Origin of the sequence: Allorhodopirellula solitaria, assembly GCF_007859855.1 — a bacterium.
Classification (GTDB): Bacteria; Planctomycetota; Planctomycetia; order Pirellulales; family Pirellulaceae; genus Rhodopirellula; species Rhodopirellula solitaria.
Genome location: NZ_SJPK01000006.1, coordinates 21,329 through 37,351, shown reverse-complemented (window position 1 = coordinate 37,351; position 16,023 = coordinate 21,329). Strand labels below are relative to the sequence as shown.

Sequence of the window (16,023 nt, the reverse complement as noted above, 5' to 3'; positions counted from 1 at the left end):
GCATGGTGGACACCCCCGCGAACCTCGCAACTCAAAGAACGGCCACAGCCCGGGGGGTTGAGTCCAGCGATCAATCGTCCGATTGGCTCGCTTCTTCTGCCGGGATCTCCGACGATTCCTCGCCGACGGGCGACTCGAGACCGTCCGGTTTCTGAGGCTCCGGAGACACTTTCGATTCACCAGATGTCTCGGATGCTTCCGACGTGACGGAATCATCCGCAGGTTTCGGCTTCTCAGCCGCACCCGATTTTAGCGCTTCGGCGGCAGCTCTGTGGTCGGCCGCCAGGTCCGGTTCGTCGAGATGCTCATAACAGCTCGCCAACGCTTCATGGGCGTTGGCAGCCAGAGCCTCTACGGCCAGAGCTCGTTCCAGGTCAGCGATGGCATCGAGATAGCGTTCCATTCGGAACAGGATTTGGCCGCGAGTCTCGTAGAAGTACGGGCTCGGTCGGTCGACCGAGGCGATCGCCTGCTCACTGAGTTTGAGCGCTTCTTCGAGATGATCCTCGCCTCTCTGACTCAGAGCGACGGCCAGGTTGTTCAGGATGGCACCGCTGTTGGGCAGGTGCTGGGCGGCCAGTTTCAAGTGGCGTTCCCCTTTCTCGACATCGTTGTTCATCATCGCGGTCGTGCCCCGAATGAAGTGGGCGATGCCGGGGGAGGTGCCCTCGACCAACGCGTTGCGGATCCCAACGATCTCCGTATCCGAGCTGCCGAGCGTTGCGAGCACTTGGTCGGCGACGAGGGTGAGGATTTGCGGATTGTTCGGTGCGTATTGCAGGGCTACCTGCAGCAGTTTGAGGACGTGCAGTCGCTGCTCGGGCGTCGTGGTGGGTTGCTGTTTGATCTCCGCGACCCAGATAGCGATGGTATTGCCCATCGCTTGCCGGAGCGCGGCTTGGTGTTCAGCAGTCTTGGCTCGTCCGATGGCATCAGCCAACGTTTGGACCGCATCCTCATGCCGATTCAAGAAAATTTGGTTTCGCACCACAGCGACTGCCAACGCCGGATTGGCAGGTTCTTCACTGTGGAGTTTCTGTACATTCTCAAGGGTTGTGGATGCCAACCGGTTGGCGAGATCAGTGTCCCCGATCCGCCGGGCGAGCACGGCCGCTTGCCAACCGTACATGGGGCGGACGCTCGCCAGCTGCCGCATCAGCGGAATCGCCTCAGCGTATCGTTGGCTGGCGGTCAGGTAGTCCATGTAGGCCAGCTTAACGACCATATCATTGGGACGCTGCTCGGCGAGCATCGTCAACAAGCCGCCGAAATCCGCTTGTTGATCTGGCGTCAGATCTGCCCACGATTTTCCCGAATAGAGTTCTTTAGCTAGCCACAGTGCTGCTTCGCTGCTACGCCGCTGCGAGACCAGTTGCCGCATCACGACAATGGCTTCGTCTTTCTTTTCGAGTTGAAACTGAGCGAGCGCTAAACGATGGAGTGTATCGGTGGAGTCATCGCCAGCATTGATCTGGCGACGGATCAAAAGTTCGGCGGTACTATAATCCTCCTTTTTAATAGCGTCCTGCACCTGGGCAGCGACCAGGTTTCGTCGCCAAGAACCGCCGTCGCTGTAGGCGAGAAACCCGAGTAAAGCCAGTGCCGCGACGAGGAACATCGCAGGGATTCCAGCGGAAACTTGTCGCCAAGGTATCGAGACGACCCACTCGTAGAGAAACTGGCCGAACCATTTCATCCATTGCAAAGGGTTGAGATACTGAATCATTGATTTGCTCCCGGATTGATTTGGTCAGCGATCTGCTGCCGTAGTTTCGCAAAGTCTTTGGTGATCGCATCGGTCGTTGACGCGTTGAGCCGTTTGGGTGACGGGACCCAGAGCTGGAGCATCATGATCGGTTCATCGGTTTCACTCTCGTTGCTATCAAAGGCATCGGTCAGGCGGGAGCCCAAGCGGCCGGGCCGTTCGGGCGGCAGCATTATTTTCCCACTCTCGGAAATGGATGCGAACCAGAGATAGCCTCGAGCATCGCCCTCCCGGGAAAAAATGGCATAAGCCACTGGCACCTCTTGCGAACTGCTCGGATCCAACTCCTCGACCTCAACCTCTGCCTGAGGATCAATTTCGCGTCGATAGCGATCCAACAGTTCCCAGTTCAGTCCCTGGTAGCAGATGCAGAGCTCATGGAAGTGACCGTACGACTGGCTGACCGCGAATTGGCCGGTGATGGGTTGGTCGTGATCATCGGGCCGGAGATATTTCCATGTATCGGAGTTCTGGCCCAAAATGGGGTTTTCGTTGTCACGTGATATTTGATGATCGACCAATTCGAACTGGCCGGAAATGTCGTCAAAGAGTCCTTCAGTGGGCTCGTAGATAATGCCGTCAACGAACGTTCCCGCACCAGCATCGAAGCCCATCGATTCCACCGAGAACGCTCGCGCGGTCGTCACGCACAACAGCACCGCGGCCACGCATGCCGTTGCCACGACGGCAGATTTGGTTTGGAACCGGTTCATCCATTGTGCCAATCGTGTTCGGTACGCGGGTTCGCTCGCCATCGTTTCGGCAAGATTGGCTTTGTAGTATCGGTCGACCATGTCCACCGTCGAACCATCGTCGACGATCCAGTTCCAAAACCGAATGACTGGGTTGTGGTCGGACACGCCCGACGATTTGATTGTGGGATGCAGGAACGAAACGATCAACTGATCGAATGAAACCAAGAACAGGGACGACAGACCAAGGGTTGTGTAGCCGAGCAGGTCATGCGACCAGCCGCTTGCCCAATCCAGTCCCCACCACGTATCAGCGATCGCGACCATTGTCACTCGAAGCACGTTACCCGCGACGGCCAAGACCAATGCAATGGCGAGATAGAACGGTGCCAACCACAGTCGCCGCCGATAGATCGCAATCAACAAGGTGCTCAGGAACGCCAACGTGAAGACCGATTGGATCCCGCTACATGCTTCGGCGACGAACAACTCCCGCCCGGGAAGCTGGATGACGTTGTGGTCCACCGCATGGGGAATCCCCACCACGTCGAGAATTAAGCTGGAGAGGACCGTGGTGATTCGTTGCAGCTCGATGACGAGCAGTTGGTCGTATCCCAAGGGCAGGCGGATCAGTAGCAACAGTGGCAGGGCCAATCCCAATAGCGAGCCACCGTGACGGCTTTTCATGCTCGCCAAACAACCGGTCGCAAAGCAGAAAAAGGCGACGGCGATGAACCAAGGTGATCGCAGCCCCACAGCCACCAGGAAGGCGATACCTCCTACTGCCAGCGAACCGAGACTGATTAAGTTCGCCGGTGGATAGAAGCGACGATCGCTGCGTTTCCAAGCCAACCAAGCGACGATCCCAATCGCAAATGGGAAATACTGGTAATGCTCCAGCCGCCACATCCGCGACAGATAGATCATCAGGATCGGCACACAGGCCAGCATCAACCCACCCCAGAACCAGGTCCAGATCGATTGGGCCCGAGGGAGCGATTCTGCCGCAGCACTCGGCTGCGGCTTCACCCGCTCCGCAGTAACTGCACGCGTACCGGACTGTACTTCATCCATACTCATCATTAATTTCCAGTTCAAACCATCAGTATCAGTGTTCTATGGCAGCGGCTGCCTGTCCCATCTCGTCAACGGACTCGACCGCGTACGGATCTTCCAAAAGTCCCGCGAATCGGTAGAGTCCTCCGTGGTCGCGGCGGACGATCGGTGGGATGGGTCGACGTGTTGCCGCGAATCCTACGACTCATCGGTATCGTCATGCGAAGCATGTCCGTTACGCGATGCCGCGGGGGTGATGTTCGCGACCGGATTCGGCGAGCCTGGATTTGGCGAGCCATTGACCGGCTGGCCCATCTCTCCCCGACCCGAGACGATCACGGGCGTGCGAACCTTTCCACCCATCGGGCCGTTTTCAGGCGTATTTCGATAGTATCGATTCGTTTGGCGTGCGTAGCGATAGTAGCCATAACCTCGGTATCCATCGCTCGCGCTCGATTCGTCGGAGTTGTTGATCACGATTCCAAGCACGCGAGCGCCCACATTGCGGAGGATGGTCGCTGCTTCCTTCACGTTGGGTTTGCTCTTGCGACGAATCTTCAACGCCACCACCACACCATCGACCATGCTCGCCAGGATGCTCGGGTCGGTCACCACGAGAAGCGGTGGCGTGTCCAAGACGATGTAGTCGAATTCTTCACGGAGCATATCCAGAAGTTCGCTCATCTCCGGCAACGAAAGAGCTTCGGCCGGGTTGGCAGGAATCGGCCCTGACGGCATCAGCTTCAGCGTTGCCAGGGGTGTGTCGTGAATGGCATCGCCATGGTCGCAGGTGCCATTGAGTACATCGGTCAGACCCTGCTTCTCGGCGCTGTCGAAATTGTTCGTAATCTGAGGACGGCGGAGGTCGCAGTCGATCAGCAGAGTGCGTTTGCCACTCTGGGCGATGCTGCATGCCAGGTTGCCCGAGATCGTCGATTTCCCGTCCCCCGGCAAGGGGCTGGAAACCTGCAAAATCTTGCCGCCTTGGATTCCCGCCAGTTCGAAGAAGATCGAAGTTCGGCAGGAGCGGATCGCTTCGGCCGGCACCGAGGATGGCGTATGGACAACCGCCAGGTGTGGATCCAATTCTTCAAATGGGTTGGGGTTGTCAATTTTGCTCTTGCGAACCTTGCCCTTGAAGAATGGCACATGGGTCAAAATCGGTGCCCCCACAGCAGCAACGACTTCGTCGGGTTCGCGGAACGTGTTGGCGTTCTTCTCGAGCAGCAGCGCCAGACCCAAGCCGGCCGCAATACCAAGAAGTGTGCCGATCGTCAGCATTTTGGCCATATTCGGACCGATTCGGTAGGCATTGCCCGGGGCCCTCAGCGACGTCACCTGCAGCCCACCATCTTCTTCGCTCAACTCGATTCGCGCCATTTGCTCGTCGAGTTGGTTGATCAACGCTTGGTTTCGCTCCATCTCTCGCAGAATCGCCATGTTCTCTTGTTCAAACTTCGCGATCTCGATAGCTTTCTTCTTCTCCGTCTCGATTTGCGCTTCGATCTCGGAAATTTGCTCGTTGAGCAATGCGACTTCCGCTCGGGACGCGATCAAAATGACATCGACGGATTCCTTCGCTCGCACGCTGGGGTCGACTCCCTGGCCGCGACTCTCTTCCATCAACTGCAAAATCCGCTGAGTCTGCTCGGTGATCAAGCGTTTGAGTTCGCTCTTCATCACCGTCAGTTCGGTATCGAGCGCCTTGACGGTGGGGTGTTGATCGCCGAACTCGGCCGCATACCTGTTGCGCTCGATCATCAGTGGCACGAGTTTTTGGTCCAGCTGAAGTTGCTGCAGTTCGGTATCGCTCTCACGCAGGTCCCGATTGAACTGGGTAGCCTGAGGGAGGGTGAAGGTCTTGCCGACTAATTGGCCGATGACGGACATGCCCACCAGAGGATCACTCGCTTCGCGGGCAATGGATTCAATCGCCGTCAGCTCGACCGATTTTTGGCGCAACTCTTCATCTAACTGGCTACGGCGGCCGGTAAGATATAATTGCCGCTCCCGGTGCGGATTGGTAGCGTCACCCCGTTCGTTCCAAACCAAGGGCGCTTCGATGCGGAATTTACGGTACCTTTCCTCGATCAGGTCCATTTTCGGTTGCAGCTGGTCGGTGGCAACGGTGATCAACCGAATCAACTCACCGCGAGAGCTGCGGTGCTTCTCAGCAAACATTTCCTGCAGGGCGGCGCTATACGCCTCTACCGCTCCTTCACAAAGATCGGGATCGGCGCCGTGAAAGCTCAATGTTGCCACGAGGGAGGAGGCCATTCGCCCATCTTGCAAATCCGTCTGAAACCTCAGCGCGCCTGCTGACATGCCGCCAAAGGCGCCCGGCCCCGAAAACTGGTCTTGAAAGATCTCGAAATGAGGGTCTTCGAAGGCGCGTTTGACCACCGAATCGCTGAATAACTGTGATCGCAAGATATCCACCGAGGGCACCCCGCCGACAATATCACCAGTCATCGTATCGATCACCGCAGGCCGATGCGACTCAAACATGAGCCGCGTCGACGACTGATACGTCTCCGGCGTTTTCAGATACAGCAACAGTCCGCAAACGAAACCGATCACAGTCGGGATCAGCACTGCCCAGCGATATCGCCAGATCGCTGAGAGCATGTCGGTTGTTTCCGGCTTCCCGCCCTGCCAGCTCGGGGCTGGGGCTGGATAGGCCCCGACGGGGGTCGGGCGATCTGATTCCGACTCTGGGATGACTTGCATGCGTCGCAACAATTGAAAAAAGTCTTAGAAAAGTACGTTGGGAACCGAATGTAATAACAAATCGGAATCCTCCTCCGCTTCCTTAAGTGTAGGAATTAAAATACGGTTGGGCTAGGAATTCGCTTATGCAAAATGCCGAATCAGTTGCCGCAGCCCCTACAGACCACCCAATCTGAACGTCGGTCTCGAGCCGCCATCGGCGAGACGAGTATCTTCGCCCAGCTCACCCCCACCCCCGCTGCCCTCTTTCGCGTTCTCTCCCCATGTTCTAAAGGCGTCCTCTAATCGTTATTGTGAGGCCGATCCGCCTATTTGTCTTCTCCATCGATGAACTCCCAAAGTGCCTGAATCCGCTGACCTACGATACCGCCGCGTCATTTTGAAACTCAGTGGCGAAAGTTTGGCTGAATCCGGAAAACGCGGTATTAGCGGAGCCGAAATGGCCACCATCTCTGGCCAAATCAAGCTCGCCCACGAATCCGGGTGCCAGATCGCGGTCGTCAACGGGGGCGGCAATATTCTCCGCGGGGCGCAGTTCTCAGGCGCCAACGCCACCGTCGGTGAAGCCACCGCACACTACATGGGCATGCTCGCCACGGTCATCAATTCCCTCGCCCTGCAAGACGCTCTGGAAGCTATCGGGCTGCCGACCCGGGTGATGAGCGCGCTGCCCGTGGACAAAGTCGCCGAAAAATTTATCCGCCGCAGAGCGATTCGTCACCTCGATAAAGGACGGGTGGTTATTCTGTCGGGGGGCATTGGGTGCCCCTTCGTGACCACCGACACGGCCGCTGCTCAACGCGCTCTCGAACTCGATGCCGATGTGATCCTCAAAGCCACCCGGGTCGATGGGGTTTATAGCGACGATCCCGAGATCAATCCGCATGCCGTTCTTTATGATCAACTCAGTTACCAAGACGTGCTCACCAAAAAGCTTCGCGTGATGGACGGCACCGCCATCGCACTGTGCAGCGAACACTGCAAACCCATTTTGGTGTTTAATTTCAAACGCGAAGGCAACATTGTGCGTGCTGTTCGTGGCGAAACCGTGGGCACCTGGATCGGCCAACCGAGCGACACCCAACCGAAATAAAACGATTGCCAAAGGGGAATGTGACGCCCGTCGGCGCACCCACGGCAGCGGCAAGATGCGATTATGTTGGAAGGGGCGTAGCCCCATTTTGGATTTGAAAGTTCCACCTCTGTAGGAGACGATTGATATGACCAGCGATGAAATTCTGATGGATGCGGAAGAGCGGATGGAAAAAGCCGTCTCAGTGCTATCGAACAATTTGGCCGGAATTCGCACGGGGCGAGCCAACCCGGGTCTAGTGGAATCGATCAAGGTCGAAGTCTATGGATCGTTCACCCCGCTCAAGCAGCTCGCGTCCATCGGCACACCCGAACCGCAGCAAATTTTGATTCGCCCATACGACGCCAGCACCATCAAAGAGATTGAGAAGGCGATCGTCGCCGGCGACCTGGGTCTGAACCCACAGAACGATGGACGCGTTATCCGGCTCAACGTCCCAGCTCTTTCGACGGAAGTCCGCAAGAAAATGGTCGGCCGGATCAAAGAACTCGGCGAAGAAGCGAAAATTTCCATTCGCAACATCCGCCGCGATGCCAACAAAGCTGCCGATCAATCCGAGAAAGACAACGAGCTGACCGAGGACGATCGCGATCGCTGCAAAGAACAGGTCCAGGAGCTGACGAAGAAGCACGAGACGACAGTGAATGATTCGGCAAAAGCTCGCGAAGCCGAAGTGCTGGAGGCGTAACCAGCGTGCCGCAAACGGTGCAGTGCCCGCAGTGCCAAACTGCCGTCGATGTTCGCAAAGCCACGGGGTCCGGTCGTGCTGACTGCCCCTATTGTGGACACTCTTTCATCGTGCCCGGTCTCGGTCATGCTGGGGGCGACTCGGCTGACACCGGGGCCGCTGGCTCATCATCCTCCACGGTCGGCGATGATGATGACGATTGGTTGAACTTGGGCGATCTGCCGCCCGTGCCCCCTGTAAACCCGAGCTTCACCGGAGATTCCGGCGGTGCCACGGACCCGCTCTCTGATTTTCCCGCCGCCTCGGATACCTGGGATGAAGACGGCGCCCCACCCAGTAAAGCGGTGGAAGACCTAGCCAGTTCCATGGATGAGCGGCCCGCGGGGACCGATTCGGACGGCAACGAGATCCAGTACCAGACGAACTACCGGGTTCGCTGTCCTACCTGTGGGACACAGAATGACGTCACCGCGAAGCAAGCCGGCAAACAGATTCGCTGCCGAGATTGTTTCACCATGGTGCGCGTTCCCAAGCCGCCACGCGTGCCCCGGAAAGCGAAAATCGACATGACCGAGGCGCCGGCGTTCCAGTTCGCTCCCATGAAGGAAGCCGCCGATCGGCCCGACGACCCTTTTCGCAAATCCGCGACGGAGTACCTGGAAGCCGCCTCGCGAACTGAAAAGACGGAACCCAAACCCGACTTAGACGTTCCCCGCATCCGGGACTGGGCAGCCGCTGTGTTCGGGATCTTCACGCAGATCGGGGTGATCGCGCACTGGCTCATCCTCTCGGCACTCGCCTCGGTCGTCGCGTTCATCGCACTGGCTCTGGACGCGGAAATACTGGTCGTCGGGCTGTTTGCGGCAGGCGTTTTCTTTGCTGCGATCGTGCTCGCCTGCGGGTTCACAATCATGCAGTCGGTCGCCAATGACGAGGAAACCGTCGAACAGTGGCCCGTCACCCTCGAGCCGATGGAATGGATCGCCCCCTCGCTGTTCTGCTTCGCCGCCGCCGGACTGGCCTATGGACCCGGATGGTTTGTAGGCTACATGACCTTCGGCACCTCGCTGACGACTGTCTGCATGGCGATGATTTCCACCTTCCTGATCCTTCCCTTCGTGCTACTATCGATGCTCGACATGCAGAGCGTGTTCATGCCCTTTTCGCCCGATGTCGGACGCAGTGTGACGCGGTGCGAGGAGGCCTGGGGTGGGTTCTACTTTTCATCGGGGATCGTTTTCTTCTTCACGTTCCTGATTTTTGTATTCGCGAGCCTGCTGCCAGCACCCATCACAGCGGTCGTCAGCATCTTCGTTGGTGTGGCGGCGACGTTCATCTACTTTGCGATGCTCGGGCGACTCGCCCATTCGATCGGCCAGAGTGTCAACGCGGAAGCCAGGGAAAACACGATCGCAGAAGAACGACAACGCGAACGGGACAATCAATCGAAGGGTTCGTGAACTGCCCTTCTCCACGACCCGGCGTCTCGGTGCCTCTCTGCAGGCCTCTTCCTCACCACCGCAAAAGTCAGACAATCGCCACCGATACGCGCTCCGATGTTGAGCTGTTAAGGTGGACGGGCGTTACCGCAAACGATTTCGGTATCCCCGAGTCGATCCAGTGCAGTGCTGACGAGACCCAAACACAACCGTGATTGGGCATGCGAATTGCACGATATTGTGGTTGTGACAACACGATCTCGCTTCCTCCTCCATCAATCGGAAATACCATGGCTTACACGCTCCCTGAATTGCCTTACGCCTACGACGCACTCGAGCCAAGCATCGACGCTCGGACGATGGAAATTCACCATACCAAGCACCACAACGCCTACATCACCAAGGCCAATGCGGCTCTGGAAGGCACCGATCTGGCTTCCAAGCCGATCGAAGATGTGATCTCGGACCTCTCCGCCGTTCCTGCCGACAAACGCGGCGCGGTACGAAACAACGGTGGCGGGCACGCCAACCACTCACTGTTTTGGACCGTTATGGGTCCTGGAAAAGGTGGCGCACCCAGCGGTGAACTCGCCGCTGCCATCGACGCCGCCTGCGGTTCCTTCGACAAGTTCAAAGAAGAGTTCTCCAATGCGGCCGCCACGCGATTCGGCAGCGGTTGGGCTTGGTTGTACGTTGCCGATGGCAAGCTGAAGGTTGGCAGCACCGCCAATCAGGACAACCCATTGATGGGTGAAGCGGTCGCTGGCATCGCTGGCACCCCCATCCTCGGCTTGGACGTGTGGGAACACGCCTATTACCTTCACTACCAAAATCGCCGCCCCGACTACGTCAGCGCATTCTTCGACGTTGTCGATTGGGACGCCGTCGCCGAGCGATTTGCGGCTGCTAAGTAGCGTCGACTAACCGCGTTGGCGTGTGCTCACGTCTCGGCGGATCCCTTGCATTGCCTTCCGGCGCTCGAGCGGGAACCCTCGCTCGGCGGGGGGGTGATGGCTTCTTACGCTCGTTTCACCGTCCTCTCGGGGACGGCCGGTTGACGATCGACCATGGCGGACCCTTGGCGATGTTGCTAGTCTAGCGGCTTCCCAACCGACGGCATGAAGATTCCACATGAGCGAACCAACAACACCTGCGGACACGTTCGAACCCGTGACCGAGACCACGTCGCCAGACTCATTCTGGAGCGAAGACCTGCTCGCGATCGTGATCGGTTGGACGATCCTGTTGGTATCGCTCTTCTGCGTACGCTTTGTCACCACGGAACCCGCCGCGGAAGACACACAGGCGAGCGTCGCTGCTGAGCCGGTCACCGAGGCGACGCACCTTCTCGGCCCCTTGGTCGATAAACCGAAACGCTGGTACGACGCCCCGATCGATTCGTTTCGCAAAGAAATCAAACCGGAAGAAGTCGTCGCGAGCGAGGCGGGTATCGCTGAGGGCGAGGGTGTCGGTGAGCCTGCAGCGGTGCCGCCCCCACCGAAGTTCAATCCCGAACTGACGCGGCTAACGGGAACCCTCGGCGCTGGTCTCATCATCGGCGGCTTGTTCACCCTCGTGTTGTTTCTCACCGGCGGCAACGGCCGAGAATTCTTGCTGGGTTTCCCTGCCGTCTTTCTGCTCGCGGTGCTTTCCTATGTGATGGCGGGCCAGGCCTTTGTCAGCTCCTATAACTTGGAATACGCATTGTGGGCGCTGCTCGTGGGTCTAGTGATCAGCAACACCGTGGGGACGCCGAAGTGGATGCGCGGTGCGGCGCGCACCGAGTTCTTTATTAAGACCGGTCTCGTGCTCTTGGGCAGCGAGATACTCATGAGCCGGTTGCTCGCCCTCGGCTTGCCAGGCGTTTTTGTCGCTTGGGTCGTCACCCCAATCGTGCTGATCTCGACGTTCTGGTTCGGCCAGAGAGTACTGAAGCTCAAATCGCCCACGCTCAACATGGTGATCTCAGCGGACATGTCCGTCTGCGGCGTCTCGGCTGCGATCGCCTCGGCGGCGGCTTGTCGGGCCAAGAAAGAGGAGCTCTCTCTGGCGATCGGGATGTCGCTTTCGTTCACGGTCATCATGATGGTGGTCATGCCCGCGGTGATCCGATTCACGGGGATGGATGAAGTGCTCGGCGGGGCCTGGATGGGCGGCACGATCGATTCGACCGGAGCGGTCGCTGCAGCGGGCGAATTTCTCGGTGATCGCGCCCTCGAGGTGGCCGCGACGATCAAGATGATCCAGAACATTCTCATTGGCGTCGTGGCGTTTGGAATCGCAGTGTTCTGGACGACCTACATGGATCGCGATCCCAATTCAAAGATCAACGTAGGTTGGTCAGAGATTTGGCTGCGGTTTCCAAAATTCATCCTGGGGTTCATCATCGCATCGATCGTCTTTTCTTTGATCGCCGGATTCGTTCAAGACGGCAGGATGTGGACCGAAGCATCGATTGGGTTCACCAAAGGGTTGCGGGGCTGGTTGTTCTGCCTCGCCTTCGTCAGTATCGGCTTGGAGACCAATTACGCTGCGATCAAAGAGAACTTGAAAGGTGGTAAGCCGTTGTTGCTGTACGTTTGCGGCCAATCGTTGAACCTGACTCTTACCTTGGTGATGGCTTACCTGATGTTTAAAGTCGTCTTCCCCAACGCCGCACAGTAGGCTCTATGGCTGTTTCCCCAAGTCGTCGCCGATTCGATGACTACCGAGCGACCGTACAAGAGCGGCACCGCCAGGGCGGCGCCGGGTCCGCCTCGTCGACGCATGCTCCCCACCACGGTCACAGCGACGTCGACGGGTCGCGGGCAGCTCGCAGCCAGAAGAAAATTGGCGATCGAACCCGCTCTTTTTTCGAGTTGTTTTCGGCATTCTGGCAGCTGATCCAGGGGCATCGCGGTCCGATCATTGCCGCCTTGGGGCTGCTGAGTGTCGGCATCGCCATCCGCTTGATCCCACCGCTGGGAACGAAGCTCGCGATCGATTCGGTGCTCACCGTGCCGGCTCGCCCGTTGCCCGAGTGGTTGGTGGCAGTTCCAGGCGTCACCAGCATTCTCGGTGATCCCGCTGTATCGCCGATGCGAACGCTGGTGGCGATTGCCCTGGTGGTCACCGTGCTGACGGCCGTCGGCACGATGATCAACTTGCTCGGCCGTTGGCTGGCGACGAAATCGGTCAACAAGGCCCAGGTATCGATCCGCCGTCGCGTGTTCGAGCATTCCATGCGATTGCCGCTGCACCACGTCTATGCGATGAAGAGCGGCGGGGTCGCCAGTCTGATCCGTGAGGATGCTGGCGGCGTGGCCGATTTGATCTTCAGCATGCTGTATAACCCTTGGCGGGCTATCGTCCAGTTCTGCGGCTCGCTCGTCATTTTGATGTTCGTCGATTGGAAGCTGATGGTCGGTGGGCTGATTCTGTTGCCCGTCGTCTGGGTCACGCACCGGACCTACATCAATCGCATCCGGCCTCTCTTCCGCGATGTCCGCAAACAACGCCAGCGAATTGATAGTGGAGCGACCGAAACCTTTGGTGGTATCCGCGTCGTTCGCACCTTTTCGCGTTCTCGGACGGAGTCATCACGCTACGTCCGTGAGGGAGATTTCTTGGTTCGCCAACAGCTCTTTACCTGGTGGTGGATGCGGATCATCGAAACGATTTGGGAGGTCGTCATCCCGCTGGCGTCCACTGGCCTGCTGCTCTATGGCGGCTACCAGATTATCCATGGGCAATTGACGCTCGGTGACCTGATGATGTTTTTGGTCTACCTGACGATGCTGCTCGATCCGCTCGCCACGCTCGCGGGTAGCGCCGTCACCTTCCAGAACAATCTCGCTGGCCTCGACCGCATTCTCGATGTGCTCGAAGTCGACGAAGAGCTCCCCAGCCGCGAGGGTGCTGCTCGTCTGTCGTCGCAGACGCAGGGCGGTGCGATTTCGATCCGTGGGGTTTCCTTTCATTACCCAGCGAGCGAAACTCCGGTGCTGCAGGATGTTTCCATTGAGATTGCCGCAGGACAAACCGTCGCCTTGGTCGGCCGCAGCGGCGCGGGCAAAACCACCCTCACGAATCTGATCGCGAGATTCTACGATCCCACCGCTGGCGAGATCCATTACAACGGCGTGGATCTGCGCGACATTGAACTCTCGAGCTACCGGGCGCTGCTCGGAATTGTCGAACAAGACGTCTTTTTGTTTGACGGAACCATTCATGAAAACATCGCCTATGCGCGGCCGAAAGCGAACCGCCCGGATGTGATCGCCGCCGCCTCCGCCGCGGCTGCCGACGAGTTCATCCTGAAGATGGAGCTAGGCTACGATACCGTCATCGGTGAACGCGGCGTCAAACTGTCCGGCGGACAGCGACAGCGTCTCGCGATCGCTCGCGCGATCCTGGCCGACCCCCAAATCCTCATCCTCGACGAAGCGACCAGCAATCTAGATAGCCAGAGCGAGCGGCTGATTCAATCCAGTCTTTCCGATCTGCTGCAAGATCGAACCGCCGTCGTGATCGCACACCGGCTCAGCACGATCGCGGGCGCCGACTTAATCGTCGTGCTCGAAGACGGTCGGGTCCTGGAGACCGGCACCCACGCCGAGCTGTTGGCCCGCGGCGGTCACTATCAAGACATGGTCAATCTGCAGATGAACCAATCGACTAGCGACGCCAGTCCGCCGACGGTGAACTAAGGCGATCTTGCTCCGATTCATTGAAATGCTCGTAAGCAACGCACGATCAATTTCTGTCGTAGTGGACGAGGCGACGAGTCCAAAGCCGCAGGACTCGTCGCCACGTCCACTACTAAAACCGACACTTATTCGGCTCATCCGCCGGAAGCGTGCGCCCGAGGTTTTCAAGGCATGGCTCCCGTATCGAAGGATTGATTTGTGGGATTTGATTATCAATGTTAGACTGGCACTGGCGGGAGAAACGGAGCCGAGCTCTGCAGAGGTGCTGGCTTGGCAAGGGATATCTCGGTCGCCAGCGTTTCCCTGCAAAAGCGGTACGCCAATGGTGTTGTCGGTCCCTGGCGAGCGTTTGTTTGTCAGGGACGCATTTTTGAACGATCATTGGATACGAGAGCCATGCCTTAAAAAACCTTCCGCTGTGCTCTGCGCACGCTTCCGTCGGATGAACCACTTATTCATCTTATGTTGCTAAAACAGCGTAGACGATGACGAGCCTGTCAGACGAGCAGGCTCTTAGCCTTTCGAAGCAGGATGTTGGTAGGGGGCTCGGTAGGGTCTTTGAAGCGCGGCGGTGGCCTCCTCATCGCCGGGGATCGTGTGTGTGTCGGGATCAAATGCGAGTGTGCGTTCCAGCTGCATGGCGTTGTTGGCCAAGATGCACGAGGCGCTACTGATGTGGCCTTGTTCGATGTCGGCAATCGGTTTGCTACGGTCGTCGATCGCATCGAGAAAATCACGCAGGTGGCCGCGGATTGCTGAGGCGACAGGCAGTTCCATCTTCCAGCGTTTGACGTCGGATTGATCGCTCGGATATTGGTCGAGTTCGATCACGGGCTCGCCAGTGAGTTTTTTGCCGCCTCGATGCGGTTCGAAATCGTAACCGTTGACGCTGAGCTTGAGCGTCCCCTTGTTACCATAGAGGACCGCTGCCCAAGGATACTTCGGGTCGGGTGCGCTGCCCCAGCTGCGGTGCGTCCAGACCACGTCCAAGTCCTCAAAATCGAAGGTGGCCGTTTGGGTATCGGTGATGTTGGCAATCGAATCGGTTTGCACCTGGATCCCACCCACGCTACTGATTCGCTGAGGCCAGCCCAGATCGAGTTGCCAGCGAACGAGGTCGAGCATGTGGACACACATGTCACCGACGATGCCATTGCTGTACTCCATGAAGGCCCGCCAGGAGCGCGGATGAATCAGTTTATTGTAGTCGCGCAGGGGAGCGGGTCCGGTCCACAAATCAAAATCCAAGTTCGGTGGTGGATCGGTGACGGGAGGATTGGAGTTCGCTCGCATGTGGTAGTAGCAGCAGACTTCGGCAAACGCGATCTCACCGAGCAAGCCTTCGTCCACCACTCGCTCTTTGGCTTCGATCAAATGCGGCGTACTGCGCCGCTGTGTCCCGACTTGCACGACTCGATTGTGGGCCCGTGCCGCATCGAGCATCGCTTTGCTTTCGAGCACGTCCACGCCCGTTGGCTTCTGTACCCACACGTCCGCACCTGACTCGACCGCCGCAATCATCGCCAGTGCATGCCAGTGATCGGGTGTGGCGACCATCACGATGTCGAGATCCTGCTCGGCCAGCATCTCGTCGAATCGAGCATAGGTGCGGGGACGCTTGCCAGATTTCTGACGCGATTGCATCAGTTCGGCACATTCGTCGAGCAGCTTGGAGTCGACATCGCACAGCGAGACGACTTCGACGGGCTCGATGTTGATCAACTGCAGCAGGTCACATTTCCCGTACCACCCACAGCCGATCAATCCAACTCGGCGAGGTTGGGATGTCTCCGCTGCATAGGCGCCCGCAGCGAGCGTTGCAGCAGTGGTGGCGAGCGTGGATCCGGTTAGAAAAGTGCGTCTGTCCATGGG

General features: G+C 58.1%; 10 protein-coding genes. 6 read left to right on the top strand and 4 right to left on the bottom strand.

What is annotated here, in order from left to right:
• Positions 1 to 70 precede the first annotated feature (70 nt).
• The 3 genes from CA85_RS13175 to CA85_RS13165 form a co-directional block, all read right to left on the bottom strand.
• Positions 71 to 1,726 (bottom strand): tetratricopeptide repeat protein, encoded by a 1,656-nt coding sequence (locus CA85_RS13175; RefSeq protein WP_246112767.1) that lies wholly within the window; start codon positions 1,724 to 1,726, stop codon positions 71 to 73.
• On the bottom strand, positions 1,723 to 3,531 hold the full coding sequence (gene xrtU, locus CA85_RS13170; protein WP_222435447.1) for an exosortase U: 1,809 nt from the start codon (positions 3,529 to 3,531) through the stop codon (positions 1,723 to 1,725). The genes CA85_RS13175 and xrtU overlap by 4 nt, the downstream gene beginning before the upstream one ends.
• Positions 3,532 to 3,711: 180 nt before the next feature.
• On the bottom strand, positions 3,712 to 6,243 hold the full coding sequence (locus CA85_RS13165; protein WP_146391812.1) for a polysaccharide biosynthesis tyrosine autokinase: 2,532 nt from the start codon (positions 6,241 to 6,243) through the stop codon (positions 3,712 to 3,714).
• Between the two features lie 340 nt (positions 6,244 to 6,583).
• Between CA85_RS13165 and pyrH the strand changes: the two genes are divergently transcribed.
• The 6 genes from pyrH (at position 6,584) to CA85_RS13135 (ending at position 14,151) form a co-directional block, all read left to right on the top strand.
• Positions 6,584 to 7,336, top strand: coding sequence for a UMP kinase (gene pyrH, locus CA85_RS13160; RefSeq protein WP_146391811.1), 753 nt, complete (start codon positions 6,584 to 6,586; stop codon positions 7,334 to 7,336).
• 127 nt (positions 7,337 to 7,463) lie between these two features.
• Positions 7,464 to 8,024, top strand: a complete 561-nt coding sequence (gene frr, locus CA85_RS13155; RefSeq protein WP_146391810.1) for a ribosome recycling factor — start codon at positions 7,464 to 7,466, stop codon at positions 8,022 to 8,024.
• A gap of 5 nt (positions 8,025 to 8,029) precedes the next feature.
• Positions 8,030 to 9,484 carry a zinc ribbon domain-containing protein gene (locus CA85_RS13150; RefSeq protein WP_146391809.1) on the top strand — a complete coding sequence of 485 codons (1,455 nt, stop codon included), beginning with the start codon at positions 8,030 to 8,032 and terminating at the stop codon, positions 9,482 to 9,484.
• A gap of 269 nt (positions 9,485 to 9,753) precedes the next feature.
• A complete protein-coding gene (locus CA85_RS13145) occupies positions 9,754 to 10,377 on the top strand; it encodes a superoxide dismutase (RefSeq protein ID WP_146391808.1) in 624 nt (207 codons plus the stop codon).
• Between the two features lie 217 nt (positions 10,378 to 10,594).
• Positions 10,595 to 12,127 carry a YeiH family protein gene (locus tag CA85_RS13140; RefSeq protein WP_146391807.1) on the top strand — a complete coding sequence of 511 codons (1,533 nt, stop codon included), beginning with the start codon at positions 10,595 to 10,597 and terminating at the stop codon, positions 12,125 to 12,127.
• 5 nt (positions 12,128 to 12,132) lie between these two features.
• Positions 12,133 to 14,151: an ABC transporter ATP-binding protein gene (locus CA85_RS13135; protein ID WP_146391806.1), complete on the top strand. Its 2,019-nt coding sequence runs from the start codon at positions 12,133 to 12,135 to the stop codon at positions 14,149 to 14,151.
• Between the two features lie 513 nt (positions 14,152 to 14,664).
• Here CA85_RS13135 and CA85_RS13130 read toward each other — a convergent pair.
• Positions 14,665 to 16,020: a Gfo/Idh/MocA family protein gene (locus CA85_RS13130; RefSeq protein ID WP_146391805.1), complete on the bottom strand. Its 1,356-nt coding sequence runs from the start codon at positions 16,018 to 16,020 to the stop codon at positions 14,665 to 14,667.
• Positions 16,021 to 16,023 lie beyond the last annotated feature (3 nt).

What these genes read in the sequence shown, in the direction of transcription:
- CA85_RS13175 (WP_246112767.1), bottom strand. Translation starts at nt 1,726, where the DNA reads ATGATTCAGTATCTCAACCCTTTGCAATGGATGAAATGGTTCGGCCAG.
- xrtU (WP_222435447.1), bottom strand. Translation starts at nt 3,531, where the DNA reads ATGGATGAAGTACAGTCCGGTACGCGTGCAGTTACTGCGGAGCGGGTG.
- CA85_RS13165 (WP_146391812.1), bottom strand. Translation starts at nt 6,243, where the DNA reads ATGCAAGTCATCCCAGAGTCGGAATCAGATCGCCCGACCCCCGTCGGG.
- frr (WP_146391810.1), top strand. Translation starts at nt 7,464, where the DNA reads ATGACCAGCGATGAAATTCTGATGGATGCGGAAGAGCGGATGGAAAAA.
- CA85_RS13145 (WP_146391808.1), top strand. Translation starts at nt 9,754, where the DNA reads ATGGCTTACACGCTCCCTGAATTGCCTTACGCCTACGACGCACTCGAG.
- CA85_RS13140 (WP_146391807.1), top strand. Translation starts at nt 10,595, where the DNA reads ATGAGCGAACCAACAACACCTGCGGACACGTTCGAACCCGTGACCGAG.
- CA85_RS13135 (WP_146391806.1), top strand. Translation starts at nt 12,133, where the DNA reads ATGGCTGTTTCCCCAAGTCGTCGCCGATTCGATGACTACCGAGCGACC.
- CA85_RS13130 (WP_146391805.1), bottom strand. Translation starts at nt 16,020, where the DNA reads ATGGACAGACGCACTTTTCTAACCGGATCCACGCTCGCCACCACTGCT.